Genomic DNA, 23,709 nt, shown 5'->3' with positions numbered 1-23,709 from the left:
TACAATATCAACTTTGCAATTTGTTAACAATCTGTAAGGATTGTCAAATTCCAGTTGACCCTCGCTCCTGTCTATCGTACAATAGAGGTAACAAAAGCAGCACCGGTGAATCAGCTTCACGGTGCTGCTCTGCTACGATTTATATTACAATTTTTAAGGAGCGATACTATGAATATTTCGTTCTTCCTGAAACCCAAGGTAGAGGTTTCCTACTTAACCGAAAGCTGCCCGGTGCAGAAGGCCATTGACGACATGCTCCGCAGCGGCTTCACAGCGATTCCGGTGGTAGACGCCAAGGGCAAATACGCCGGAACGATTACCGAAGGTGATTTTCTGCGGCTAGTGCTGCATTACCCGAAGGAAACCCTCGAACAGCTGACCGTCGGTCAGGTTGAACTGCGGATACACCACCGCTCGGTAAGCATTGATGCACGCATGGAGGATATGGTCGATCTGGTCACAGCGCAGAATTTTGTACCTGTAGTGGACGGACGCGGTATCTTCTGCGGCATTGTCACCCGTCGGGATGTGATCACCTATCTGTGCAAGCAGCTCGGTAATTAGCGCAGCAGTTCGCGGTATGTATCCTCGCTGTCCGGCTGACCGACAACGGCCAGAGAAGCCTTCGAGCGGTCGAACACACGGCGGGCAAGGTTCAGGATATCATCTGCGGTCACACTGTCGTAGGAATCGAGCACTTCCTCGATCTTGGATACCTCGCCGCGCAGCAGCTCGCTGCGGCCAATGGTCATCATGCGGTTGCCGGTGTTCTCCAGACCCATGAGCAGCGTTGTCTTGACCTGCTCACGGCAGCGCGACAGTTCATCCGGCGCCGGGCCGTTCTGGCAGAATTCATCGAGTTCACGCAGGATGAGATCGAGCGCCTTTCGCTCGGTTTCCTGTCCCAGACCGGTGTAGATGGACAGCAGGCCGGTATCCAGATGCGGCGTGGTGAACGTGTAGATGGAGTAGCACAGGCCGTTCTGCTCGCGCACGCTCTGGAACAGGCGGGACGACATGCCGCCGCCAAGGATGGAGCTAAGCAGGTTCATTGTAAAGCGGTCCTCGCTGACAAGCGATACGCCCGGAAAGGACAGGCACAGGTGGTTCTGCTCGATCTCCTTGTCCCTCAGGAACAGGCTCGGCTGATAGGCTGCCGGTGTGATAACGTTTTTGCCCTCGCCCTCCATCTCAGAGAACAGCTCCTCGATAAAGTCGAGATCATCATCGGTAAAGTGGCCGGAAACCGCAACAACTGTATCCTGCGGGCGGTAATATTCGCGCATATACTTGTGCAGTGTTTCCGAGGTCATCAGCTCGAGCGTTTCCGCCGTGCCGAGGATTGGGCGGCCGAGTGCCGAACCGTCGTAGCAGCGCTCGAACAGCTTGTCGATGGCGACATCCTCCGGAGAATCCTCGTACATGTCGATCTCCTCGAGAACGACACCGCGCTCCAGCTCCAGATCCTCCTGTGCAAAGCGGGAATGCAGGAACATATCCGCCAGCAGAGCCACTCCGTTTTTCAGCCGGCTGTCCAGAACCTTCATATAGTAGCAGGTGCATTCCTTATCTGTGAATGCATTCGCCTGCCCGCCTAATGCGTCGATCGCGATTGCAATATGGCGGGCAGAGCGTTTTTCTGTGCCCTTGAAGATCATGTGCTCGATGAAATGCGATACGCCGCCGAGCTCTGCGGGTTCGTATCGGCTGCCGTTGCCGACCCAGATGCCGACCGACACCGTGCGCATGTTATCGATCCGTTCGGTAATCAAGCGCACACCGTTCGGGAGAATTCGTTTTACATACATAGGTTTTTACCTGCTTTCTGTTTGTACTCTTTCTCTCTATTTCTTATAGCAGTTATCGCCATATAAGAACAGGGGACATGATCGTCGTCATGTCCCCTGCTTCGTTCTCTAACGATCACAAGTTTAATAATACACCTTATTCCCGTTTTCGTCCAGACTGTATCGGTCACCATCGCAATCATAATAGTCACCGGTGTCGGAATCGTACCAGCCGCCTTCCTCCACAAGGGATTCCGGATCCACAGCAGTGGTATTCGACTTGGTATCCGTGCTCTTGGACGAATCGGTCGTATCCGTATCGGACTTGCTGTCCGTGCCGGTATCATCGTCGGTCGTGCCGCTGCTGATATCCGCGTCATCATAGATGTATGCATGGATATGGTCGGCTGCAACGTCCAGATCGTAGGTGATATACTCGCCGGAATTACCGGAATAACTCCACTCGCCATCCACCGGAATACGGGTGTGCTCAAGTGTCGGAATGCCGTTCTTGACCGCGCCGACGATCAGCGACGCCATATCAGTCGGCGAAAGCGAGGTCGTGACATACGGAACCAGCTTGCGCATGCTGCCGATCAGCTCGGTGGCGCTTGCACTCTGCAGCTTGGTGAAGATGGCGTTCAGCACAACGCTCTGACGCTCCACGCGCGCCCAGTCATCGCCGGTATCGCCCTTGCGGATACGGCCATAGCACAGCGCCTGCACGCCGTCCAGCGTCTGCAGGCCGGTCTTCTCCACGCCGGAGAACTCCTTGCCCCGCTCTGCGCCGTAGTCCTTGATGACACGGTTGAGCTCCTTCAGCTCGTTATCGTTCTGCACGTCGATATCCACGCCGCCGATCGCGTCTACGATCTGCACCAGCTGCTCGAAGTCTACGGCAACGTAATCCTTGATATCCGTGCCGAAATTCTCGTTGATGGTGCGGATGGCAAGACTCGGACCGCCGCGGAAATACGCCGCATTCAGCTTGTCCTCACCGTAGCCGTCGATATCTACCAGAGAATCGCGCATCAGGCTGATGAGCTTGATCTTGCCGCGCGTGTTGTCCACGGTAACGATCATCATGCAGTCCGAATGACTCTGCTTGTCGCCCTCGCGGGTATCCAGACCGAACAATGCAATATTCGTAATATTTTCGTCCGCTGTGACGCTCGCCGCCAGATCTTCATCGGACAGCGAGGAGTCATAGGTATAGCCGAACATCGTGCGGTAGCCGTACAATCCGATGCAGAACAGGATCGCCAGCGCCACAACAGCGGCCATCGTGCGGAACAATGCACGCTGCAAGCGTTTGAAAGACATAGTGTTAGTCCTCGAAAGACTTCTCGGTCAGTTCGTGTACACGCAGGGTATTGGTGTAGTAAACCTCGCCTACCGGCATACCTGCGGTGATGGTGATAACGTCGCCAACGCGCAGATCGAGCGCAGTTACCGCTGCCTTCTCGGACAGATGGTACAGCTCAGTGCCGGACTGCGGGCGCTTTTCAACCAGAATCGGCTTTACGCCCCAGGACATGGTCAGGCGGTTAAAGGTCTTTTCACTCGGGGTAGCGGCGATGATCGGCGCGCCCGGACGGTAGGTGGATACAGCGCGAGCGGTAGAACCGGACTCGGTAAACGCTACAATGCCCTTAACGCCCAGATCAGCGGAGGTAGAGCAGGTTGCGTGCGAGATTGCCAGCGTCTTCGTGTCGCCGTCTACGTCCATGTTCTGGAACTCAAGACGGGTTACACGGCGGCGGTCGTAGTGGATGGTCTTCTCTGCGTTCTCTGCGATGCGGCTCATGGTGCGAACGGTCTCTACCGGATACTTGCCGACAGAGGTCTCACCGGACAGCATGATAGCGGAGGTGCCGTCGTAAACAGCGTTTGCAACGTCGGAAACCTCTGCACGGGTCGGGCGCGGGTTCTTAGCCATGGACTCGAGCATCTGGGTAGCGGTTACAACGCGCTTGCCACGGGAAATGCAGGTCTTGATGATGGACTTCTGGATCTCCGGCAGCTCCTCAAACGGAACCTCAACGCCAAGGTCGCCGCGGGCTACCATGATGCCGTTTGCCTCATCGAGAATCTCCTGTACGTTGTTTACGCCTTCCATGTTCTCGATCTTGCAGATGATCTCAACATCTTCCTTGCCGTGTGCCTTGAGGATCTCCTTGATGTCGCGGACGTCCTGTGCGGAACGGGTGAAGGAAGCAGCGATAAAGTCGATGTCCTGAGACAGACCGAACTCAATATCCTCACGGTCCTTATCGGAAACGAACTTCATGTTCAGCTTGATGCCCGGTACGTTGATGGACTTGCGGTTGGAGAGCGGGCCACCGTTGAGCGCCTTGCACACAATGTCGGTGCCGTTCTTGATCTCCTCGACCTCGAATGCAACCAGACCGTCGTCGATCAGGATGCGGGTGCCCGGCTGAACGTCGTTCGGCAGGCCTTCGTAGGTGATGGAAACGATGGTGTTGTCACCCTCGATATCGCGGGTGGTCAGCGTAAACTCCTGACCCTCAACAATCTCGATCTTGCCGTCCTTATAGGTCTTGGTACGGATCTCCGGACCCTTGGTATCCAGCATAATGCCGACCGGCATGCCAAGCTCCTTGCGGGCTGCCTTAACGGCGTCCATGCGAGCCTTGTGCTCCTCATGAGAGCCGTGGCTGAAGTTCATACGGGCAACATTCATGCCTGCCTTGATCATCTCGGGCAGTACAGCATCAGTTGCGGGACCAAGCGTGCAGATAATCTTCGTTTTGCGCATCGAAACATATTCCTCTCTATAACAATATGGTTTTAATAATAAAATTCTCTATACGTATACGTTTTTTATTTTAGCAGTTTTCCCGACACTTTGCAATCATCACCCGAACCCCATTTGGATTTTCATGCTTTTCGACAAAAAAGCAGACCCGCACCGCAAACATCTTGTGTTTTATGATACGCTCTTGTATAATAAAGAAGTATTCCCGTTTGAGAGTATGAAAAACATGAATGAAATGCTTTATCTGTATAAATAGATAAGGTTCTTTAGGAGGATATAGACTATGGCAAATCCGGTTTTGGTGATCATGGCGGCAGGTATGGGCTCGCGCTACGGCGGACTCAAGCAGATCGACCCGATCGGTCCGAACGGACAGATTCTGCTCGATTATTCCATCTACGATGCACACCGTGCAGGCTTTGACCGCGTGGTATTCATCATCCGTCCCGAGCTGCACGAGGCGTTCGAGGACGCCATCGGCAAAAAGGCGCGCCGCTTCATGCAGGTGGACTACGCTTATCAAACGCTCGACAATCTGCCGGACGGTCTGACCGCACCGGAAGGCCGTGAGAAGCCGCTCGGCACCGCGCATGCCGTGTGGTGTGCAAAGGAGCTGACCGCCGGCTGCCCGATCGCCGTTATCAACGCGGATGACTTCTACGGCGCAGATGCATTTCGCAAAATGTATGATTACCTGTCTGCCGCACAGGATGACGACAAATTCCGTTACTGCATGGTCGGATATCAGGTCGAGAACACGCTCACCGAAAATGGCACGGTCTCCCGCGGCGTATGCACCGCAGACGAAAACGGTCTGCTCGCACATATCATCGAGCGCACCGCCATTCACCGCGATGCGGACGGCATCATCCGCTATGATGCGGACGGCGATGCACCCGCCGGTGAGATTGCGCCCGGCACGCCGGTGTCGCTCAATCTCTGGGGATTCACCCCGTCGTTCCTGCCCTCGCTTGATGACGGCCTGCGTGAGTTTTTCGCAGGCAAGCTGCCGAACAATCCGATGAAGGCAGAGTATTATCTGCCGTTCGCGGTGGACACACTCATCAAGGACGGAAAGGCGACCGCAAAGGTACTCACCACGGATTCCCGTTGGTACGGCGTCACCTACCGCGAGGACAAGCCGACCATCTGCGCTGCCGTTGCAGCTATGACGAAAAACGGCGATTACCCCGCTGATCTGTAAAAAGCGAGGTTGTTTATGGATTTTTCTACTGAATTTGTTGCCTTGCGCGACAAGCTGCTGAACGGGCAGGATCCGCATTTCCGTTCCCAGCAGAACGTACAGGTTTCCGGCCGAATGACGGCGCTGCTGAGCGTTTTCAACTCCCGCACGGCCCGCAAAATCCTCGGTCTGATGCCCACCGGCGGCACGAGCCACGCACACGAATACCGTCTGCTGTTCGCCGTGCCCTCGCTCGATGAGCAGACACTTGACGACTGGTGGAAGTACGCGCAGCAGGTCAGCGCCGAGCTGGTAAAGCCGGACGAAAACCACGATTTTTCGCTGATTTCGGTCATTCTTGCCGCCGGCGAGACTGACAAAGCCGTGCTCAAAAAGCTGAAAAAACTGTCTGATGAGCGCAAATACCAGAGCGACAAGCACGGCTGGTCGTCCATCCGTCTGGCGGTCGTGGATCTTGATACGCACAAGGTGCACACCAACCGCATGGGCGATTCGCTGAAAAACATTCTCCAGCCGCTTGTCTGAGACAAATTCCCGGACAAAAATACGGAAAACCTCTTGAAAAAGTGCACTTAATATGATATAGTATCATGTACGCATATTGCGCGCATAGTCTCGTTATGCGCGATAAGAAAAATGAAAAGCAGTGGAGGAAATTACCTATGACTACCGCACAAATCGCTCTCTCGGTCATTATGATCGTTGCAAGCCTGTTCCTGATCGTTGTTGTTCTGCTCCAGCATGGTGCACAGCAGGGTCTGGGCGCTGTATCCGGCTCTGCAGACACCTTCTACGGCTCCGGCAAGGCAAGCGCATCCGACCGTATCTTTGCTCGTCTGACCTCGATTGTCGGCGTTGTTTTCGTCATCATTGCAATCGTCCTGAACCTCATCCACTAAGATGCAGACGGTTCAGCGACTGCTCCTGCTGCTGTTTGCCGCGTTCGCCGCGCTGACAGTCCTGCAGCAGATCCGCTACGGCATGATCTGCGGACGCAGTGAGCAGGAGGACAAACAGGATGATCCCAAGGCCAAAGCGTGCCGTCAGCAAAGCACGATCTACGCGATCGCAGCCGCGGTCAGCCTGATCATCAATATCATCATCGGCGCACTCAGCAAGTAAAGCAAAAGCTGTCCTTTCGGACAGCTTTTTGTTTTGAAAAATATCAAGTAAATGCAAAAATCCGCTGCTTTACAGCGGATTTCGGGTTCCATATTGATGAATGTCGATATTATAGGGCAGCCGCCTCCCCTTGTCAAGTGGAAGGCGGCTGTTCTTTTTAGTCAAAAAGTGCTTCGATACGCGGTTTCGCGCCCTGCCACTCCTCAGTGTGCAGACAGCAAAGGGATTCGTTCGGCATCTCCATCGTGCGTCCGTCCGGTGTCAGACCGGTGAGTGATGCGCCCTGCTCCTGTGCGGCGGCAAAGTCCGCCAGCGGCACGAACAGCATCTCCGCGACCTCCGGGCCGGGCCGGAACGGCGGAATGCCGTCGATACGCGCCAGAAATGTATACGCCAGCTCATCATCAAAGCCGCCTTCGCCGCGCGAGTAGCGCTGACGATAACTGCCGCCGTCAATCAAGTCGGCTGCTGTCAGCTGCAGTCCGCTCTCCTCCCGCGCTTCGCGCAGAACAGCGGTCTGCGGCGTTTCGCCCGGGTCGATATGTCCGGTCGAGGTCAGGTCGAACCCACCCGGAAATAAAGGCCGGTCAAACTGCCGCTGCTGTAGCCAGATGCCGCACACGCCATCCCGCTTACCGACCACCCACAGGTGGCACACATGGTGGAACAGCCCCTGCGCATGCACGACGGCCCGCGGGCGTTCTCCGCAGGCACGTCCGTCTGCATCGTAAACAGTGAGCAGTTCTCCGCCGTTCTGGCTGTCAATCAGCGCCTGCTTCTGCGGCCGCGTGAGCCTTTTAATTGCTGCTTCGCGCTGCATGGCCTCGCTCTGCGTGTCGAACATTTCACTGTACGCCAGCGTCACCGGACCGCGTCCGCGCGTGTATTTTGCACCTTTTCCGCTGTTGTGCGCCGCCAGTCGAGCCGTGAGGTCGTTCGTCCAGCCGCAGTACAGCGTATCATCCGCACAGCGGAGCACATAGGTATATCCGCTCATCGGCTTGCCCTGATATCGCGCTGCGCAAAGATCGTACAGCCGCGCTTTTTGATTTGCAGACGCACCTTCGCCTTGCTCTTTTCACTATTTCCGCTGCCGGAAACCAGTATTACTTCGACCTCCGTACCGGGCGGCAGCAGTTCCACCGCGCTGTTGAACACCGGTGCCGGATAACCCGCCCAGACCGGCGCCATCAGCACCACTCTGTCATAGCCGACAAACAGCGGCATACCGTCCAGCGCGACCGCCTTCTGCTTGACGGCCTCCGGGCAGCCGCGCACAAACGCGGTGAACCGGTTGTACGGCGTTTTCGGCGTAAGCTCAATCAAATCGGCGTTCCGCGCCTTGGCTTCCGCGCGGGCGTATGACCGTGTTGTGCCGCCGAGCGAGTAATATGCTACTGCGGTTTTCATCAAAACCAACTCCTTAGATGCGTTTTCCGTTGAATTTCTGCGCGGCAGCGGCACAGTCCTCCGCGATGATGCAGGCAGCCGCGTTCACCGCGTCCTCGCACGCCTTGTCGATAGCCTTCTGCTCCTCCGCCGGGAACTTGCCGAGCACCCACGCCGCCAGATCGTAATCCGGACGCGGCTTTTTGCCGACGCCGATCTTCACGCGCGGGAAGTCCTCGCTGTTCAGATGATAGATAATGTTTTTCAGGCCGTTCTGTCCGCCTGCCGAGCCTTTTGCGCGCACGCGCAGCGTGCCCACATCGAGCGACACATCGTCCGACAGCACGATAATGTGCTCCGGCGGGATTTTGTAGAACGAAGCCGCATCGCGCACCGCTTCACCCGACAGGTTCATGAACGTCTGCGGCTTGAGGAACAGCACGCGCTTGCCGCCGAGCATACCCTCACCCGCCAGTGCCTTGAACTTCATGCGGTCGATCTTCTGTCCGCTGCGGGCGCAGTAACCCTCAAGTGCACGGAAGCCCGCATTGTGACGGGTATTGTCGTACTTCGTACCCGGGTTGCCCAGTCCGACCACGATCCACTCGATCGGCTGGGATGCCTTTGCGGCTTTTTCTTCATCCAACTTCTTAAAAATATCGAATATTGACATATTTTTCTCTCTCCGATGTCTGTTTAGTATGCCATGCTGCTGCCGAGCGTGTCGTCATTCTCCACCCAGTCGTGCACATTCACGGTGTCATATGTATCTGTGTCACGGCGGATAATCACCTTCTCAATGCCCGCATTGATGATGAGGCGCTTGCACATCGTGCAGGAGTTTGCGTCCGACATGATCTTTCCGGTGGACATATCGCGGCCGACCAGGTACAGCGTCGCGCCGATCATCTGGTCACGCGGAGCGGCAATAATGGCGTTCATCTCCGCATGCACCGAGCGGCAGAATTCGTATCTTTCGCCGCGCGGAATGCCCATCTTCTGACGAATGCAGGTGCCGATGTCGATGCAGTTGGCACGACCTCTCGGCGCACCGTTGTAGCCGGTGGATACGATGACGTCGTTCTTAACGATGACCGCGCCGAAGTTGCGGCGCAGACAGGTTCCGCGCTCAAGCGCAACCTGCGCCATGTCGAGGTAGTAGTTTGTTTTGTCCCGACGGTCCATTTTTGTTTCCTCCTTCTATATAGGAAAACCTGTTAGGTTTGATTGCGTTATTTTCATGCACTGATTATCCGGTGCCGGATAATCTCACCCGAAAAGGCACCCGTTTTCAAGATGCATCCGCCTTGCGGCGCACTGCGCTGCCCGCTCATCGTGTGTGATGAGCACCAGCGTATGCCCCGACCGATGCAATCGGTCAAACAGCTCCAGCACGCTGTCCGCCGCAGCAGGATCCAGTCCTGCGGTCGGCTCATCCGCCAGAATCACGCACGGTTCTGTCACGACCGCCCGTGCGATTGCCACCCGCTGCTGCTGTCCGCCGGAAAGCTGGTGCGGCCGGTGATTCGCCCGATCAGACAGGCCAACGTGCTCCAGAACCGCCAGTGCGCGTTTGCTCCGCTCATCCCGCGGAATGCCCTGCAGCGCCAGCGGCAGCGCAACATTTTCCAGCGCTGTCATGCCCGTCAGCAGCCGGAACTGCTGAAACACAAAGCCGATCTTCTCACTGCGCAGACGCGCCCGCTGTTTGGCCGGCAAATGTGCGACTGCTGCTCCGTCGAGCAGATATTCGCCGTCAGTCAGGCTGTCCAGCAGACCCAGAATATGCATGAGTGTGCTTTTGCCCGATCCGGATGCGCCGGTCACCGAAATGTAGTCACCGTCCTGCACGGTCAGATCGACTGAGTTCAGCGCACAAATGCCGTTCTTAGCATATATTTTACTCGCATGAATCAGTTTTAGCAATGCCGATTCACTCCTTCCCACCCTATCTTTGGCGGGAAGTATACTTATCATACCATGAATATGCGCTTTCCGCAAATTTGTATTGACATTGATCGGCATTGACCTTACTATTATATAGTAATCCGGTAGGAATACGCCACACGAAAGAAGGTTCCCCTATGAAAAATCCGCTGCGCTACCAGCTTTCCGAATATGACTGCGGTCCAACCTCCATGCTCAATGCGCTCGCATTCCTGTTTGAGCGTGAGGATATCCCGCCGGAGGCTGTCCGCAACATCATGCTGTACTGTCTGGACTGCTACGGCTCGGACGGCGTGAGCGGCAAAAGCGGCACCTCCTGTGCGGCGATGATGTTTCTCAGCAACTGGCTGAACGGCTTCGGCAAAATCGGCCGTCTTCACATCTCCACGCAGTATCTGTCCGGTCCGGCGGTGAATTTCGGGCAGAACAGCCGTCTGCGCGATGCACTCCGCTGCGGCGGCGCTGCCGTGGTGCGCCTGCACTTCGACGGCGAACACTATGTGACACTCACCGGCATTGATGAGAACGACATGGTGCGCATGTTTGACCCGTATTATCTTGATCAGCCGCTCGATACGGACGGCGTGCAGATGGTGTACGACCACCCGTGCGAATACAATCGGCTCGTGCCGCGCCCCTGCTTCGATCGTGAGACCCACGAGGTTTACGCGCTTGGCGAGATTGACACCCGCGAAGCCATTCTCCTGTTTAATGACCGGACGCGCCTGACGGCAGAGAATACCATCGAATATATGATTTAACGCCAAACGGCGGAACGATTTGTATCGTTCCGCCGTTTCAGTCTGTAAAAAATGATATCCCTGCCATTTCAAATAATCCGCGCGACAGCGCGCGTTAAATAGCATTTGCTTACAAATGCCAAAAAAGTCAGGGCGTGTACCTGACTTTTTTGACTTCTATAGGGAGAAAGTTACCGTATGGGAACTTTCGGACAACTTTGGAACGGCCCACGATCCGTTCCCGCTTGTCGGCGAAGCTGTAGTTTCACGACAGCCTCCACCGTTTTCATTCCGGCTGCTCCTCGCAGTATTTCTCCGTGTAGGCCGTTGCTTTGGGATCGCCTTTCGGCTCGCGTGTCTGCTCCCACGACGGCAGCTCGGCCACTGCTGCCGAGTCAATATGCGCCGCATCATCGTACTGCGGGAAGGCCTTTGGCTCACGCTCTTTGTGATCGTGCCTGTGCATATAGAGAACGCTCCTTTCACACTGCAATGCGTTTGGACAAAAACTGCGCCGCCGACTGACACAGCTTGAGCAGCACCTCATCCGCCGTTTCGTCCTCTTTTTCGCTGACAAACGCGACACAGCCGCTGACATCGCCGTCTGTGATGATTGGCGCCGCCGCAACCACCGCGCAGCCGTCCTGAGAGGAGATAAGCACCTCCGGCTGCTCGTCCACACCGCGTTCGTAACATTCGCGGCGTTCCATCAGCTGCTCCAGCTCGGATGAAATACTCCGCTCCAGAATATCCTTTTTCGCACCGCCCGCTGCCGCAATCACCGCATCCCTGTCGCAGATGGCACAGCTCATGCCCGCTGTACGCGCCATAGCCTCCGCCAGCTCGGCGGATACCGCGCCCATCTCTCCCATCGGGGAGTATTTCTTGAAAATCACTTCGCCGTCGCGGTCGGTATAGATTTCTAACGGGTCGCCCTCTCGAATCCTAAGCGTTCTTCTGATCTCCTTCGGAATAACAACGCGGCCGAGATCGTCGATCCGGCGCACGATTCCGGTTGCTTTCATAGCAATTCCGCCTCCCATTTTCGGTATTTCTGCTGCGATAGTGGTAGTATTTACTGAAACCGTGCAATTCATGTAGAAAAACCGTATGCACAATGTGTTCCTATTCATGAAAATTATGGTTTGCAGATCTGTTTCTTTCGCGTTAGCAGCTACTCTGCACAGCGGACGCACAGCTGATATGTAATCTTCCAAATACCGTCTTCCCAATCCGCAACCCCCTTTGTCGTCCACTGTTTTTTCTGCCAGTCCTCGAAATATATTTGCAGCGAAACATGGGTCGTTCCATCTGTCGGCAAATAAATATAGCGATAGCCCTCGCATACAGACATCGGCGGCAAAACCTCTTTTCACAATGGGTACTCTCTGCCGTTAAAGAGATACCGTTCCAGATAAATCACATTGCCGCCCACATTTCTGATATAAATTGCAGGCACACTTTGATCCGGCTGTATACCGTCGGCACTTTTCAGCGTAATCGGCTGCGTCAGCAAATACAGCTCCACCTTGTTCTGCGCCTCTGCCTGCCATTTGCTGAGTTCGTACTGCTTTCTACCGATTTGCATACTGGAAATCAATGCAAGAACGGATACAATAAACGAAAAGAAATGGATGGAGTTAGTACATAATGATGGAAAATGATGTGCTGACGATGAGAATATGCAAAGGCATAATAGAAAGAAACTGGTTTTTTACACATTATCGAATCCGTGCCGTCCAAGAAGGCCGAGTCGCTCAAGGCATGGCTGGCCATGGTGGGCCGTGAGAGGATCTGGATGCGCTGCTGCAGGATCTGCTCGCTGAGCTGCCTCTGGAGTTCCTTGCGGCGTGCAGTGCGGCGGATATGCAGGTGCTGTGAGCGGAAAACAATCAACCGAACAGAAAAAGGGCGACCATACGGTTTCGCCCTTTGTTTGTTGAAATCAGTAGCTGACGATCAATCCGCCGCGCTCGGCGTAGTAGCTGCAGAGCCCGCGGGTCGGCAGGATCTCGATGCTTGTATTTTCCCAGATATCCAGAATGCTGTTTTTCAGCGTCTGAGCCAGTGCGAGATTATCACAATGGCTGATCGCGACGTTTCCGCCGATGAATCCGTGCTCCTTCATGGTGCTGACCAGCGTCTGTACGACCTTTTTCGCACCGCGCGCCTTGCTTTCAAAGGCGATCTTTCCCTCATCACTGCCGCTGCCGATGCCCCAGATGCCGAGAGCCTTGGCGAGCATACCCGTCAGACGATGGATGCGTCCGTTCTTGATCAGGTTGTCAAACGAGGAGAGCGCAAAGAGGATTTTGGTTTTCTGCAGAAAACCTCTGGCGTGCGCCGCAATATCGTCAAAGGAAAGGCCATGACGGATCAGGCGCTCGATCTCCTTTACGCAGAGCAGAACCTCCGGTCCGGTGGATAAGGAGTCCAGAATGACGATCTTTTTATCCGGGTTTTTCTCCAGCGCCATATCTCTTGCCGCAAGAGCGCTGTTCATACTGCCGGACAGCTGCGAGGAAATGGTGATCGCGATCGCGCAGTCCGCCTGTTCAAACTGTGCCAGCCATGCGTCCGGCGTGGGGCAGGAGGTGTGGCCGGCCGAGTGTTCCTGCTCCATGGCGTAGAGCATTTCCATCGTATCCAGATGCTCGTCATCAACAAAATCCCGCTCCCCGATGCGGATGGTAAACGGCACACTGGCCAGCCGGATCCTTCCGTCCGGACTGGTGGAAGGGAGCAGATCACAGCTTGAATCCGTAATAATGTTCCAGTTCATATGGTTTTTCCTTTCTCTCTTACCGAAAATTTTCAGTGTTATTGTGGTGAAAGCGCTCTCTCTTGCAGTCGGTCGATCTGCACCGCACACGGCAGCCGGCCTGTCCTGCACACTTTCCTTCATAAAACAGAAAATGTGGGGTCCTAATGTTGTATTCATTATATAACAGAACGCGCATTTGATAAATAACAAGTCTTACAGATGTTTACAAATACTGGTATGGCCGTCAGCGGGTCAGATATTGCAGGATCAGCACAAGGATCAGCATATGTACGGGATAAAAGGCATAGCAGGCATACTGGAACGGCTTGCTGTGATAGCCCTGCCGTCCGCGGTACAGCCAGATGGGGATGAGCGCCAGAAGTGCAAGCCCCTGCTGACAGATCTCAAATTCCATGCCGAATATATGGACGGGATACAGCAGACCGCCCAGCAGCTGCACATTGACCCAGTAGAGGGCGAGAAGCTGCCCTGCCAGACACCACCACTTCCGTCCGCGGAAGAAGTAGAAGATAAAGATCGTCAGCACGCCGGTGCCGTAGTAGTCCACCATGCTCAGGGTGCCCAGCACTGTGCCGATCAGCACAACAAGCAGGACGGTGAGCAGATACAGCCATGTTTTCTGCTTTTTGCGCACGGTTTCCATCAGATGAATGCCCAGAAGACCGAGCAGCAGCGTCCAGATCACGTTCTGGTGCACCGGATAAAACCAGGTTCCGCCGTACATCAGGTCGAACGGCACTTCGGAGAGCACAGCAAACAGCGCAAGCCGCAGGGCGTATTTCCGGAAGCTGTGGGTGTGAAAATATCCTTCCACCGCCATGAATGCGAAGATGGGGAAGGCCAGCCGTCCGGCACACGTCAGCCAGTCCTGCGCGGGCAGGAGGGTCGCCCAGAGATGATCCATCAGCATCAGCACCATGGCGAGAATGTGAAGTGCCGCGGCGCTGAGGGAAAAACGGCCGGAGGCGGGAGAGGACAGGTTGTTGGTTGACATACGGGTACTCCTTTATCTAAGGCAACACCGCACAATTAAAGCTGCGGCGCTTTGCCGAAATTTTTCACCCTGATTGCGTTGCGATTTCTTGCAATACGAAAGTATTGCTGCAAAACCGCGCCTTATCAGAGCACAAAATTTGCTCGCAAATCGCTCTTGTCTAATTATGCGGTATTGCCCTAAATCGTTCGGTAATCGCGGGGGGAGACACAGGAATGTGCTCTGCATTTATTATATACAGAAGAGCGGACAGCCGCAATGCCGCAGCGATAAACTTTTTGTGAATATCCGCGAGGCGGACACGGCGCACAGACGGAAAACGCCCTGCCGACCGGTGCGGGCAGGGCGAGAAAAGCCGGAGATACAGATTCCCGGCACAGCTTTGCAGCCATGCCGGGAACGGTTGAGGGAATAGGAAGATCAGAAAGTTACAGCTCGCTGCGCGCTTCGCGCTCTGCAAGTCTTTCATGATAGCGGGATACTTTTTGTCGAGCTGATTGCGGACTGCGACTGCACAACAGTGCTGCCGATCGAGGAAATATAGCCGCACAGACTCATAATGCCTGCAATGTTGGCCTGTGCGATGCCGGTGCCCAGTTTGGTGCCGACCGAACCGACTGCGAAGATGAAGCTCTCCTGACGGATATGGTGCTTCCACTGGCCAAACTCGACAACGTCACCGATCATGCCGTAGACAACGTTGCACGCTACGTCACCGCCGCCGTAAGCCAGGCGTGTCAGAATATTGATTTTTCCGTTTTCAGAAACAGGTCGTGCAGGCAGAACCGCCTCTGCCTGCATGGTTGGATTGGTTTTCACGAAACATTCTCTCCTTCTCTGGTTTCGCTTCCAATTTACAGCCGCCCCAATAAAATGCACCTAATCAAGCTGCGTTTTCCGGCCTGCTGCAAGCGGATAGGATTGTTTAGCGTGCAGCTTGCCTGCTTCACAGAGAATCGCGCCTCGAAATTTACATCTTTTGCAAGGTACAGACCACATCTGTTATCATGGCACGAATTAACAAGGATGCAAGAAATTCTTGTATATTATATACAAAAATCTTAATATATTTTGTGCGATGGGTAAAATAAATAGTTAATAATGCACAATTTATAATAAAAAAATGCGCGTAATAGTTAAAAAACGATGCAAACCGAGAACCGGCAAACCTATCTAAGTTGATGACCTTGCTTCCGAACATCGTTATCGCGGTCGCGGTTGCACTGCGCTTCTGCCCGCGCTGCAGAAGGCGATGTATTCGACTTCGTTCGGACACCGTACCGCACGTTGAAGTGCCCAAAAAGTTAGACAAATAGTTTTAACAAAAATTGCAAGCGCCGTTGCAGATGGCATAGACAGCGTCGGAGCAGTTCGGTATCAGCATGCTGAAGCTGGGTAAGAGGATGGAATGGAAAAAAATACATAGTACAATGTCTTTCGCTATTATTATATATCATGTTCCTCCTGTGAAATTGCAATTCTACTTCAATCTCAACAATGGAATAAAGGCAGTTCAGACGAAATTTCAAAATTTCAGTTTTGAACGAAAATTCTATGTTTGGGAGTGAAAATTATGACGAACAAACAGGAAAAGATGATATGTAATACCTTTGGCATTTCGAAACTTAAACCGTTTCAGAAAAAGGTAATCACAGACATATCCGATGGTAGAGATGTACTTGGTTTAGCACGAACCTCCGAGGGTAAGTCGATCTGCTTTCTTTCGATGATTACCCTGCACCCGAATGGTCTGCTGATTGGTGTTCTCCCGACGGTTGCACTCATGCGCGATCTGGTGCAGCGTTGCGAGGACAACAACATCCGAGCGGGCTGCCTGTATAGCGAAAACAGGGAGAATACCAATACAATCGAACAGCTGACACATCGTAAACTCCAGGCACTCTTTGTTGCGCCGGAACGGCTGAGTGATCCTCGTCTCTGGAAGGCAATTCAGAAGAATAGCGTACATACGGTTGTCGTGGATGAGGTACACTGCTTGACGGAATGGGACAATGAATTTCGTCCCATGTACCGCAATATCGGTAAATTTATCAAGGATTTGCCCGCATCCCCTGTTATTGCTGCGTTCAGCGCAACAGTTATGCCGGATGATATTTCATATATTGCGAGAAGTCTACGCATGAAAAATCCTGTTGTACATATCGGCAAGCTCAAACGCTCTAATCTCTCCCTCAAGAAAGCATTTGTGAAAAATGATGCTGCTCGTTATGCGAAAGTCAGAAAAGCGATTCAGAAATACGATAGTAAAGGGAAAATTGTTATCTACTGCACCCGCGTCTGCGATGTGGAAGATATGCGTGACTTTCTGATTGGGGATTGCGATATTTCGGCTTCCGAGATTGCTCTCTGCCACAGCAGACTCTCCGACCGAGCCGAACAGGAAAAACGTTTTCGTTTCGGTGAGGCACATATCATGATTGCAACTTCCGCGTTCGGAATGGGCGTGAATATTTCGGATATCCGCCTGATTATTGTCTCTCAGCTGCCGTTCAGTGTCGCGTCATTCTACCAGATGGCAGGACGAGCCGGGCGCGACGGCAAACGCGCAAAGGCACTGCTGCTCTGGAATGACGCCGATTTTCAGATGAACCTTGACATTATTTCTGACACGGATGACCATGCAGTTGAAGCCGCCAATGAACTGTATGCGATCTGTGAATCATCGGACGATCTGCACGACGCAGTCATCGGCTGCTTTGCGAAGGAGGGTGAATAATCATGGACTCTCGCTATGGTATCCACACGATCGAATTATTTCACAGGGTGTCTAAGAAGGACTTCAACAAGGTGTTTCATAGTCTGAAAAGTATGAATTCTGGCAATTTTTATCCAGACACGACATATCATTCTGAGAAAGGTCTGACGAAGTATATCTGCACCTCTTACTGCGGCCAGGGCATAGTGCTTTATCTATACCAGCAGGTGCGTAGCAAGAACAAAACAAAGAAAAATCTTGCATCTTTTATTCATTTTCGGCTCAATCCTCATACTTTACTGCACGGAGAGTATGTGCCAAAGAAAGTATTCCAGGCGGAAGAAAAACAGCTCAACTCGCTCGACAAGGAAATGACCAAGCTGCTGCGTGAAATCGGTCTGGACTGCGAGTTCGAACAGCTGACGCTCTCTCGCATCAACTGCTGTCTGGACTTCTTCCCCGAGTCACAGAAATGGGTCGATGAGGCGCTGCGCGTCATTCGACGTAGCCCGTACATGAAGCAGTACAAGCTGTGTACATTCGGCAAAGGATTCCCTAATCATAAGGAAAAGAACGCGCATTCGTGGCGTATTTGCTGCAAGACGACCACATTGACGGTCTATGACAAGACATTTCAGCTGATGGAGGAGGACTTGCTGGAGCAGTATGACGCGCCGATGCTTCGGTTCGAGGTGTCCCGCTCGGGAGCGAAGTTCAAGCGCGGCCTGTCCGATGAAGTCAAGGGCAGCAACAAGGAAATCCTGAAAACCGTGATGAATGAGTCGGAGAAAACCATTCACTCATATATGAAAAAGCTGCACGCAAATCTGCCGTTTGTGCGATATTCCGACTGCATCGCACGGATTGAAACCGTCAAACACTCCGCTACGAGGAAGAATATGCGACTGCTGGTCGAAAAGCTGTCCGATTGCAAAAGTTATGCACAGGCTGTGAAAAACAGCGGGCTGTCCGAGAATAAGCTCCGAACCGTAAGGAAGCAATTCGAAAAACTGGGTGTGCAGCCGGTGACGATGCGCGATACGGCAGGAATTGATGAATTGAGATTTATGCGGTAAATATCACCCCATGCCTTGTTATTCAGCTTGGCATGGGGTTGTTTTTTCAAGGAGCCATTGCAGCTTTTGCGGTGAGATAACCAACATATGTATAAGATAGCATGAATTGCGGTGAAATGCGTTTTCACTATCTAAATTCATATCAAGGAGCTGATTTTCAATGAAATATATCGACTATCACAAAATGAAAGAGTTTTATACCATTGCTGAGGTCTGTCATTTATTCGAGATGGACAAGAAAGAATTGCGGTACTACTCTGAAAAGTACGGTATTTTCCCGCAGGAAGACCAGTATGGCAACCACGGCTTCCGAAAGGTCCTGGTTCGCAAGCTGTACAACTACATCTACAAGGAGCAGAAAAATAGCAAATTCTCTTCCGCTCCGTACTGTTCATTTTACGTTCCCCCTCGTGAGATGTATATGCTGCTACCGAATTTAGTTATATTTTTATGCTATTTGCGTAAATGCCGAAATATATTTCTGTATGGTATGGAATGCACGAGGTTCATTACAGTCAATATCACACCTATATGCGTGCAAAATCGCCTCCCTCGCAAGCGGTTTCGATTACTTTTCATCATGCTTACGCGCAAACGCAAAGGCCGGAGAACCACCATTGCTGATGGTTCTCCGGCTGTATGGGGGGAAGAAAAGGTGTCAAATGCGGCCCATGATGTAGTCTCGCAGGAAGTGTGTGCGCGCGGCGCCGGGATCAAGACTGCTGTCTAACCTTTTATGACACATAGCTGCCGCTATCGCGCACGCCGAGAATATTCAAATGGTTTTCGTCCATTTTCGCGGTATTCCCTCCTCAAGATCATCTGACATTTTCCGCCCGAATATGCTATACTGAAGATACTACATGCAAAAGAGGAAAAGAGTTATGCAAATTCAGCAGCTTACCTACTTTGTCGCCATTGCGGAGCAGGGCAGTATCAACAAGGCCGCGGAGAAGCTGTTCGTCACGCAGCCCAATCTGAGCAAGGCCATCAGCAATCTGGAAAACGAGCTCAAGGTGCGTATTTTCAACCGCACGAACAAGGGCGTCGTGCTGACCGACGAGGGCAAAAAGCTCTACCAGTACGCGCGCACGATCATCAACCAGATGGAGCTCATTCAGGGTCTGTCGGAGAAAGAGCACACGCCGGTGCTGTCTATTGCCTCCTATCCAATCATCACAATAGGGCGTCTGATGGCGAAGTTCTACAACGATTACCACGATAACCGCGTGGCGCTCAAGTTGGTGGAAAACCGTCTGCAGCAGGTGATCGAGAGCGTGGAGCATGGCGAAGCGGAGATTGGCTTTGTGATGAGCAACAACGTGCAGGTAAAGGAACTCAAGCACATGCTGAAGTTCAAAAACATTCAATTCCACGCGCTGGGCACGGACACCTGGTACGCAAACCTCGGTCCGAACCATCCGCTGTATCATGCGTCTGAGGTGACGATGGAGCAGCTCCTGCCCCATCCGTTCGTCCGCCTTCCGGACGATTATTTTTCCAATCTGAGCTTTTATCTGGAGATCGACGGCGTGCGTCTCGAGCAGTTCAAGCGTGTTGTTTACGTCAACGACAGCGCGGCCATCCTGTCGCTGCTGCGCTCGACCGATGTGGTTCGCCTCGGTCCGGGACTGAGCGCGCCGGACTTCGCGGAGTACGGCATCCGCACCATTCCAATCCGAAACTGTCAAGTACAGATCAATGTAGGCTGGATTCAGCGCAGCCGAGAAATGCTGAGCACAGAAGCACAGGCATTTGTGAAGATGCTGGAGGAGCTTTACCCGAAAAATGAGAAATAAGACGTTTCGAGGGTTATAATAGGCTATTCCATTTTGTTATGGCTGGGTTATAACAAAAGCAGAATGGACAAAAAACTGCAGAATGGTATACTGAATAGTGTCAAAGCAAGGGCGCTGTGATTTAGTCACAGCGCCTATTCTTTTGTCTGTTTTTCATGAAAAGCGGACATAAAACTGTACAGGAATACTATTCCGTTTCGGTTATAACGTCACTATAACTTTTATGATTTGGACAGGCATAACAAATTTATGATACGGTATAGACACAGAAAGGAATGAGGCTTATGACACCGATCAGCGCACTTGCGATTCTATTCTGCATCTACGCAGTCAGCGAGCTGATTGCGCAGAAAACCAAAGCAATATTCTCCACGGTGCTCAGCATTGCGATCCTGCTGCTTGCAAGCTTCTGGAGCGGCATCTTGCCGCGCACACTGATCGACGACGCGCAGATCACCGGGTTCGGCAACATCATTGCCGGCCTGCTCATCGTGTCGCTCGGCACGACGATCGACTTCGCGGAGTTGCGTCGGCAGTGGAAGGTAGTCGTCACCGCGCTGTGCGGCGTGTGCGGCGCAGTTGCAGCAATCGTACTGATTGGACGACCGTTCATCGGCAGCGAGATGGCGATCGCCGGCGCACCGATCTTCGCAGGCGGCAGCGCGGCAACGCTCATCATGACGAGCACGCTCAAGGAGATGAGCCTCACAACGGCGGCGACGTTCTGCATCGTGCTTTACGTGACGCAGAAGTTCATCGGCGTACCGATCGCGTCCCTTCTGCTGCGGCGCACTGCAAAGCTCATCCGCGATGACGCGGCGCTCGTAGAGCAGTACAGCACTTTGCAGGAGGAAAACGACGCGGCGCATCACGGTCCGCTGCATCTGCCAAAATGCTGCGAGCGTCCTTCGATGTACCTCGCCAAACTGGCAGTCGTTGCGGTCATCGCGTACTATGCATCCAAGCTGACCGGCGGTGCGGTTCACTACTTCGTCATGTGCCTGATCATGGGCGCGGTGTTCTTCGCACTGGGTTTCCTCGATAAAAACATCCTCGGAAAAACGCAGGCCTCCAGCCTGATCACGTTTTTCGTCACCATTCTGATCTTTTCCAATCTGGCGCAGACCACGCCGGAGCAGGTGCTGTCCGTTCTGCCTGCGCTGCTGACCGCAGCGGCCTGCGGCGTTTTCGGAACCATGGCGGCCGCGCTGCTGTGCGCTAAGCTGCTGCACATACCGGTCAGCCTTGCGGCGGCTTACGGCATCAGCTGCACGTTCGGCTTCCCGACCACCATGCTCATTCCGCAGGAGGTCTCCGAGGCGTTCGGACGAAACGAGAAGGAAAAGAAAGCGATCTTGAATTTCCTGCTGCCGAAGATGCTGACGGCAGGCTTCGTCACCGTTACCATCGTGTCCGTACTCATTGCAGGCGCGGCGGTGAAGATGCTGTGAACTGAGCCCCGGTACAACGGGCTTTCAATAGAGGAGGTATACGAAAATGGAGCAAATTTACACGCAGATCCGCCAGTACATCGACGAAAACAGACAACCGATGCTGAACCTTTGGCGCGAGCTGGTGAACACGGAGAGCGGCACGACGCAAATCGACGGCGTGAACGCTGTTTGCAGCATCCTGCGCCGCGAGATGGAGAACGCCGGCATCCACACCCGTGTCCGCGCCATTCAGAACTCCGGTGACATGCTCATCGGCGAGTGGAACCCCGGCAGCTCTAAAGCGCCGCTTCTGCTCATCGGCCACATGGACACCGTGTTCAAGGAGGGCGCAGCGAAGGAAAATCCGTTCCGCGTAGACGAGAACGGCATGGCGCACGGCCCCGGCGTGCTAGATATGAAGGCCGGTCTGGTTATGGCACTGTACACGGTCAAGGCGCTTGACAGCGTGGACTGGAAGGAACGCCCGATCAAGTTCATCTTCGCAAGCGACGAGGAAAACCTGCATATGCGTTCGGACGCGAAGGAGATCTTCGCAGAGGAGGCGGCAGGCGCGCTTGCAGCGTTCAACTTCGAGACCGGCTACATGGACAACCGCTTCGTGGTCGGCCGCAAGGGCGGCGGCCCGGTCAGCATTAGGATTCACGGCAGAGCATCCCACTCGGGCATTGCGCCGGAGAAGGGCCGCTCGGCGGTGCTCGAGGCTGCGCACAAGATCGTCGAGATCGAGTCGCAGAACGACATCATGCGCGGCAGGCTGATGAACTGCGGCATGGTGGACGGCGGCATCGGTGAGAACACCATCCCCGACTCGTGCGAGGTGCGCATCGGCATCCGTTTCCCGAACGCGGAGGTGCGCGATGAGATTTTTGAAATCCTGCACCGCGCGACCGAGCATAATTCAGTGCCGGATACTACGGCGGAGCTCGATCTGAGCCGTGTCATGCAGTGCATGGATACGACAGACGGTGTTATGGCGCTGTTCCGTCATTTGCAGCGCACCGCGCAGGACTGCGGCTTCGGTGAGATCGACTGCTTCCAGGTCGGCGGTCTTTCGGACTCCGGCATCACGGTAGCGTGCGGCGTGCCGACGGTATGCGGCATGGGCGTGCGCGGCGAGGGCAATCACACCCCGAACGAATATGCGGAAGTAGAATCGCTGTTTCAGCGCAGCGTGCTTGCGGCGTGCGCAGCGTATACGCTGAACGACGATTTTGCCAAAACTGCCGAATAAACGGCAGATAAGGGATAAGGAGGTATAAACTCATGGCAAACAAAGAGAAACAGGCGGAAAACAAGGAAAAGATCGGTATCGGCGCATGGCTGGCACTGATCGTCCTCATTCTCGTGCTCTCCGGTGCGTTCCGCACGGCGGAAGGACCAATCAAGGTGCTTGACTTTACTAATCTGGCAGGCTCGTTCGGACAGATTGGCGACACAGGTGCGAACCTCATCGGCAAGGGCGGCACCGGCGCGAAGGACGGCTTCATGGCAGGCTTCAATCTGATTCCGGCGGTCATGTTCTTCTGCGGCCTGCTCGGTGTATTCGAGCAGCTCGGCGCATTCAAGGCGTCGGATATCCTGTTTCGTCCCCTGCTCCGTCCGCTGCTCGGCATCCCGGGCAAGTGCGGCATCGCATTCATCTCGAGCTTTACCGGTTCGGACGTTGCGGCCGTCATGACCCGTGAGCTGTACGAAGACGGCGAGATTACGGACGACGAGCGCACGATTTTCGTAGCGTATCAGTATGCAGGCTCGGCGTGCATCAACAACACCATCACCGGCGGCGCACCGCTCGTGGCGATCTGCCCGGTGGCACTCGGTCCGTGCATCGTCATCATGTTCGTCTGCAAGCTGATCGGTGCGAACATCGTCCGTCTGATTCTGCGTGCAAAGCGCGGTAAGGCATAAGGAGGTAAC

General features: G+C 53.9%; 27 protein-coding genes. 13 read left to right on the top strand and 14 right to left on the bottom strand.

Features of this window, described 5'->3' with window-relative positions:
- The first annotated feature begins 168 nt into the window (after positions 1-168).
- On the top strand, positions 169-564 hold the full coding sequence (locus DW806_RS08605) for a CBS domain-containing protein (protein WP_118360983.1): 396 nt from the start codon (positions 169-171) through the stop codon (positions 562-564).
- Here the strand turns inward: DW806_RS08605 and DW806_RS08600 are convergent.
- From DW806_RS08600 to pyk, 3 genes are all read right to left on the bottom strand, one after another.
- On the bottom strand, positions 561-1,808 hold the full coding sequence (locus DW806_RS08600; protein WP_118729691.1) for a M16 family metallopeptidase: 1,248 nt from the start codon (positions 1,806-1,808) through the stop codon (positions 561-563). The genes DW806_RS08605 and DW806_RS08600 overlap by 4 nt on opposite strands.
- 123 nt (positions 1,809-1,931) lie before the next feature.
- Positions 1,932-3,110, bottom strand: coding sequence for an LCP family protein (locus tag DW806_RS08595; RefSeq protein ID WP_118286109.1), 1,179 nt, complete (start codon positions 3,108-3,110; stop codon positions 1,932-1,934).
- 4 nt (positions 3,111-3,114) lie between these two features.
- Entirely contained in the window at positions 3,115-4,566 is a 1,452-nt protein-coding gene (gene pyk, locus DW806_RS08590) for a pyruvate kinase (RefSeq protein WP_118729690.1), read from the bottom strand.
- Between the two features lie 283 nt (positions 4,567-4,849).
- On the opposite strand from pyk, the gene DW806_RS08585 reads away from it, so the two are divergent.
- The 4 genes from DW806_RS08585 (at position 4,850) to DW806_RS08570 (ending at position 6,892) form a co-directional block, all read left to right on the top strand.
- Positions 4,850-5,770, top strand: a complete 921-nt coding sequence (locus DW806_RS08585) for a nucleotidyltransferase family protein (protein ID WP_118729689.1) — start codon at positions 4,850-4,852, stop codon at positions 5,768-5,770.
- Between the two features lie 15 nt (positions 5,771-5,785).
- On the top strand, positions 5,786-6,295 hold the full coding sequence (locus DW806_RS08580) for a hypothetical protein (RefSeq protein WP_118729688.1): 510 nt from the start codon (positions 5,786-5,788) through the stop codon (positions 6,293-6,295).
- A gap of 137 nt (positions 6,296-6,432) precedes the next feature.
- On the top strand, positions 6,433-6,669 hold the full coding sequence (gene secG, locus DW806_RS08575; RefSeq protein WP_110436055.1) for a preprotein translocase subunit SecG: 237 nt from the start codon (positions 6,433-6,435) through the stop codon (positions 6,667-6,669).
- A gap of 1 nt (position 6,670) precedes the next feature.
- Positions 6,671-6,892, top strand: a complete 222-nt coding sequence (locus DW806_RS08570) for a hypothetical protein (protein WP_118729687.1) — start codon at positions 6,671-6,673, stop codon at positions 6,890-6,892.
- A 157-nt stretch (positions 6,893-7,049) separates the two neighbouring features.
- Here DW806_RS08570 and DW806_RS16070 read toward each other — a convergent pair whose 3' ends face one another.
- The 5 genes from DW806_RS16070 to DW806_RS08545 all read right to left on the bottom strand — a co-directional run bounded on the left by DW806_RS16070 (position 7,050) and on the right by DW806_RS08545 (position 10,207).
- Positions 7,050-7,889: a GIY-YIG nuclease family protein gene (locus DW806_RS16070; RefSeq protein ID WP_158578330.1), complete on the bottom strand. Its 840-nt coding sequence runs from the start codon at positions 7,887-7,889 to the stop codon at positions 7,050-7,052.
- Positions 7,886-8,302, bottom strand: a complete 417-nt coding sequence (locus tag DW806_RS08560) for a flavodoxin (RefSeq protein ID WP_118729686.1) — start codon at positions 8,300-8,302, stop codon at positions 7,886-7,888. Before DW806_RS08560 ends, DW806_RS16070 begins: the two co-directional genes overlap by 4 nt.
- Positions 8,303-8,315: 13 nt before the next feature.
- Positions 8,316-8,954 carry an aminoacyl-tRNA hydrolase gene (gene pth / locus DW806_RS08555; RefSeq protein WP_118729685.1) on the bottom strand — a complete coding sequence of 213 codons (639 nt, stop codon included), beginning with the start codon at positions 8,952-8,954 and terminating at the stop codon, positions 8,316-8,318.
- Positions 8,955-8,977: 23 nt separating this feature from the next.
- Positions 8,978-9,466 carry a deoxycytidylate deaminase gene (locus DW806_RS08550; protein ID WP_118729684.1) on the bottom strand — a complete coding sequence of 163 codons (489 nt, stop codon included), beginning with the start codon at positions 9,464-9,466 and terminating at the stop codon, positions 8,978-8,980.
- A gap of 84 nt (positions 9,467-9,550) precedes the next feature.
- A complete protein-coding gene (locus DW806_RS08545; RefSeq protein ID WP_199677291.1) occupies positions 9,551-10,207 on the bottom strand; it encodes an ABC transporter ATP-binding protein in 657 nt (218 codons plus the stop codon).
- 158 nt (positions 10,208-10,365) lie between these two features.
- Between DW806_RS08545 and DW806_RS08540 the strand changes: the two genes are divergently transcribed.
- Positions 10,366-10,989: a peptidase C39 gene (locus DW806_RS08540; RefSeq protein WP_118729682.1), complete on the top strand. Its 624-nt coding sequence runs from the start codon at positions 10,366-10,368 to the stop codon at positions 10,987-10,989.
- A 265-nt stretch (positions 10,990-11,254) separates the two neighbouring features.
- On the opposite strand, the gene DW806_RS08535 is transcribed toward DW806_RS08540, so the two are convergent.
- From DW806_RS08535 to DW806_RS08505, 6 genes are all read right to left on the bottom strand, one after another.
- Positions 11,255-11,434 carry a hypothetical protein gene (locus DW806_RS08535; RefSeq protein ID WP_118729681.1) on the bottom strand — a complete coding sequence of 60 codons (180 nt, stop codon included), beginning with the start codon at positions 11,432-11,434 and terminating at the stop codon, positions 11,255-11,257.
- A 16-nt stretch (positions 11,435-11,450) separates the two neighbouring features.
- Positions 11,451-11,993 carry a stage V sporulation T C-terminal domain-containing protein gene (locus DW806_RS08530; protein WP_118729680.1) on the bottom strand — a complete coding sequence of 181 codons (543 nt, stop codon included), beginning with the start codon at positions 11,991-11,993 and terminating at the stop codon, positions 11,451-11,453.
- A 347-nt stretch (positions 11,994-12,340) separates the two neighbouring features.
- Complete coding sequence (locus DW806_RS08520; protein ID WP_118729678.1) at positions 12,341-12,556, bottom strand: hypothetical protein; 216 nt, start codon at positions 12,554-12,556, stop codon at positions 12,341-12,343.
- 357 nt (positions 12,557-12,913) lie between these two features.
- The gene (locus tag DW806_RS08515; protein ID WP_158578329.1) at positions 12,914-13,750 is read right to left on the bottom strand and encodes a DegV family protein; all 837 of its coding nucleotides are present in this window, start codon (positions 13,748-13,750) and stop codon (positions 12,914-12,916) included.
- A gap of 226 nt (positions 13,751-13,976) precedes the next feature.
- Positions 13,977-14,747, bottom strand: a complete 771-nt coding sequence (locus DW806_RS08510; protein WP_118729676.1) for a TraX family protein — start codon at positions 14,745-14,747, stop codon at positions 13,977-13,979.
- Between the two features lie 465 nt (positions 14,748-15,212).
- Positions 15,213-15,566, bottom strand: a complete 354-nt coding sequence (locus DW806_RS08505; RefSeq protein ID WP_243022692.1) for an MFS transporter — start codon at positions 15,564-15,566, stop codon at positions 15,213-15,215.
- Positions 15,567-16,320: 754 nt separating this feature from the next.
- Here DW806_RS08505 and DW806_RS08495 point away from each other — a divergent pair.
- The 7 genes from DW806_RS08495 (at position 16,321) to DW806_RS08465 (ending at position 23,700) form a co-directional block, all read left to right on the top strand.
- A complete protein-coding gene (locus tag DW806_RS08495) occupies positions 16,321-17,484 on the top strand; it encodes a RecQ family ATP-dependent DNA helicase (protein WP_118729674.1) in 1,164 nt (387 codons plus the stop codon).
- A 293-nt stretch (positions 17,485-17,777) separates the two neighbouring features.
- Complete coding sequence (locus DW806_RS08490; protein ID WP_147358094.1) at positions 17,778-18,539, top strand: hypothetical protein; 762 nt, start codon at positions 17,778-17,780, stop codon at positions 18,537-18,539.
- A gap of 160 nt (positions 18,540-18,699) precedes the next feature.
- Positions 18,700-19,269, top strand: coding sequence for a hypothetical protein (locus tag DW806_RS08485; protein ID WP_118729672.1), 570 nt, complete (start codon positions 18,700-18,702; stop codon positions 19,267-19,269).
- 154 nt (positions 19,270-19,423) lie between these two features.
- Positions 19,424-20,338, top strand: a complete 915-nt coding sequence (locus DW806_RS08480) for a LysR family transcriptional regulator (protein WP_118729671.1) — start codon at positions 19,424-19,426, stop codon at positions 20,336-20,338.
- A 284-nt stretch (positions 20,339-20,622) separates the two neighbouring features.
- The gene (locus DW806_RS08475; RefSeq protein WP_118729670.1) at positions 20,623-21,789 is read left to right on the top strand and encodes a hypothetical protein; all 1,167 of its coding nucleotides are present in this window, start codon (positions 20,623-20,625) and stop codon (positions 21,787-21,789) included.
- Between the two features lie 46 nt (positions 21,790-21,835).
- Entirely contained in the window at positions 21,836-23,023 is a 1,188-nt protein-coding gene (locus DW806_RS08470; protein ID WP_118729669.1) for a M20/M25/M40 family metallo-hydrolase, read from the top strand.
- 32 nt (positions 23,024-23,055) lie between these two features.
- Complete coding sequence (locus DW806_RS08465) at positions 23,056-23,700, top strand: nucleoside recognition domain-containing protein (RefSeq protein WP_118480957.1); 645 nt, start codon at positions 23,056-23,058, stop codon at positions 23,698-23,700.
- Positions 23,701-23,709 lie beyond the last annotated feature (9 nt).

Source organism: Butyricicoccus sp. AM32-19, assembly GCF_003480365.1.
GTDB lineage: Bacteria > Bacillota > Clostridia > Oscillospirales > Butyricicoccaceae > Agathobaculum > Agathobaculum butyriciproducens.
This window is presented reverse-complemented; position numbering and strand designations above follow the sequence as displayed.

What these genes read in the sequence shown, in the direction of transcription:
- DW806_RS08605 (WP_118360983.1), top strand. Translation starts at nt 169, where the DNA reads ATGAATATTTCGTTCTTCCTGAAACCCAAGGTAGAGGTTTCCTACTTA.
- DW806_RS08600 (WP_118729691.1), bottom strand. Translation starts at nt 1,808, where the DNA reads ATGTATGTAAAACGAATTCTCCCGAACGGTGTGCGCTTGATTACCGAA.
- DW806_RS08595 (WP_118286109.1), bottom strand. Translation starts at nt 3,110, where the DNA reads ATGTCTTTCAAACGCTTGCAGCGTGCATTGTTCCGCACGATGGCCGCT.
- pyk (WP_118729690.1), bottom strand. Translation starts at nt 4,566, where the DNA reads ATGCGCAAAACGAAGATTATCTGCACGCTTGGTCCCGCAACTGATGCT.
- DW806_RS08585 (WP_118729689.1), top strand. Translation starts at nt 4,850, where the DNA reads ATGGCAAATCCGGTTTTGGTGATCATGGCGGCAGGTATGGGCTCGCGC.
- DW806_RS08580 (WP_118729688.1), top strand. Translation starts at nt 5,786, where the DNA reads ATGGATTTTTCTACTGAATTTGTTGCCTTGCGCGACAAGCTGCTGAAC.
- secG (WP_110436055.1), top strand. Translation starts at nt 6,433, where the DNA reads ATGACTACCGCACAAATCGCTCTCTCGGTCATTATGATCGTTGCAAGC.
- DW806_RS08570 (WP_118729687.1), top strand. Translation starts at nt 6,671, where the DNA reads ATGCAGACGGTTCAGCGACTGCTCCTGCTGCTGTTTGCCGCGTTCGCC.
- DW806_RS16070 (WP_158578330.1), bottom strand. Translation starts at nt 7,889, where the DNA reads ATGAGCGGATATACCTATGTGCTCCGCTGTGCGGATGATACGCTGTAC.
- DW806_RS08560 (WP_118729686.1), bottom strand. Translation starts at nt 8,302, where the DNA reads ATGAAAACCGCAGTAGCATATTACTCGCTCGGCGGCACAACACGGTCA.
- pth (WP_118729685.1), bottom strand. Translation starts at nt 8,954, where the DNA reads ATGTCAATATTCGATATTTTTAAGAAGTTGGATGAAGAAAAAGCCGCA.
- DW806_RS08550 (WP_118729684.1), bottom strand. Translation starts at nt 9,466, where the DNA reads ATGGACCGTCGGGACAAAACAAACTACTACCTCGACATGGCGCAGGTT.
- DW806_RS08540 (WP_118729682.1), top strand. Translation starts at nt 10,366, where the DNA reads ATGAAAAATCCGCTGCGCTACCAGCTTTCCGAATATGACTGCGGTCCA.
- DW806_RS08535 (WP_118729681.1), bottom strand. Translation starts at nt 11,434, where the DNA reads ATGCACAGGCACGATCACAAAGAGCGTGAGCCAAAGGCCTTCCCGCAG.
- DW806_RS08530 (WP_118729680.1), bottom strand. Translation starts at nt 11,993, where the DNA reads ATGAAAGCAACCGGAATCGTGCGCCGGATCGACGATCTCGGCCGCGTT.
- DW806_RS08520 (WP_118729678.1), bottom strand. Translation starts at nt 12,556, where the DNA reads ATGCAAATCGGTAGAAAGCAGTACGAACTCAGCAAATGGCAGGCAGAG.
- DW806_RS08515 (WP_158578329.1), bottom strand. Translation starts at nt 13,750, where the DNA reads ATGAACTGGAACATTATTACGGATTCAAGCTGTGATCTGCTCCCTTCC.
- DW806_RS08510 (WP_118729676.1), bottom strand. Translation starts at nt 14,747, where the DNA reads ATGTCAACCAACAACCTGTCCTCTCCCGCCTCCGGCCGTTTTTCCCTC.
- DW806_RS08495 (WP_118729674.1), top strand. Translation starts at nt 16,321, where the DNA reads ATGACGAACAAACAGGAAAAGATGATATGTAATACCTTTGGCATTTCG.
- DW806_RS08485 (WP_118729672.1), top strand. Translation starts at nt 18,700, where the DNA reads ATGAAATATATCGACTATCACAAAATGAAAGAGTTTTATACCATTGCT.
- DW806_RS08480 (WP_118729671.1), top strand. Translation starts at nt 19,424, where the DNA reads ATGCAAATTCAGCAGCTTACCTACTTTGTCGCCATTGCGGAGCAGGGC.
- DW806_RS08475 (WP_118729670.1), top strand. Translation starts at nt 20,623, where the DNA reads ATGACACCGATCAGCGCACTTGCGATTCTATTCTGCATCTACGCAGTC.
- DW806_RS08470 (WP_118729669.1), top strand. Translation starts at nt 21,836, where the DNA reads ATGGAGCAAATTTACACGCAGATCCGCCAGTACATCGACGAAAACAGA.
- DW806_RS08465 (WP_118480957.1), top strand. Translation starts at nt 23,056, where the DNA reads ATGGCAAACAAAGAGAAACAGGCGGAAAACAAGGAAAAGATCGGTATC.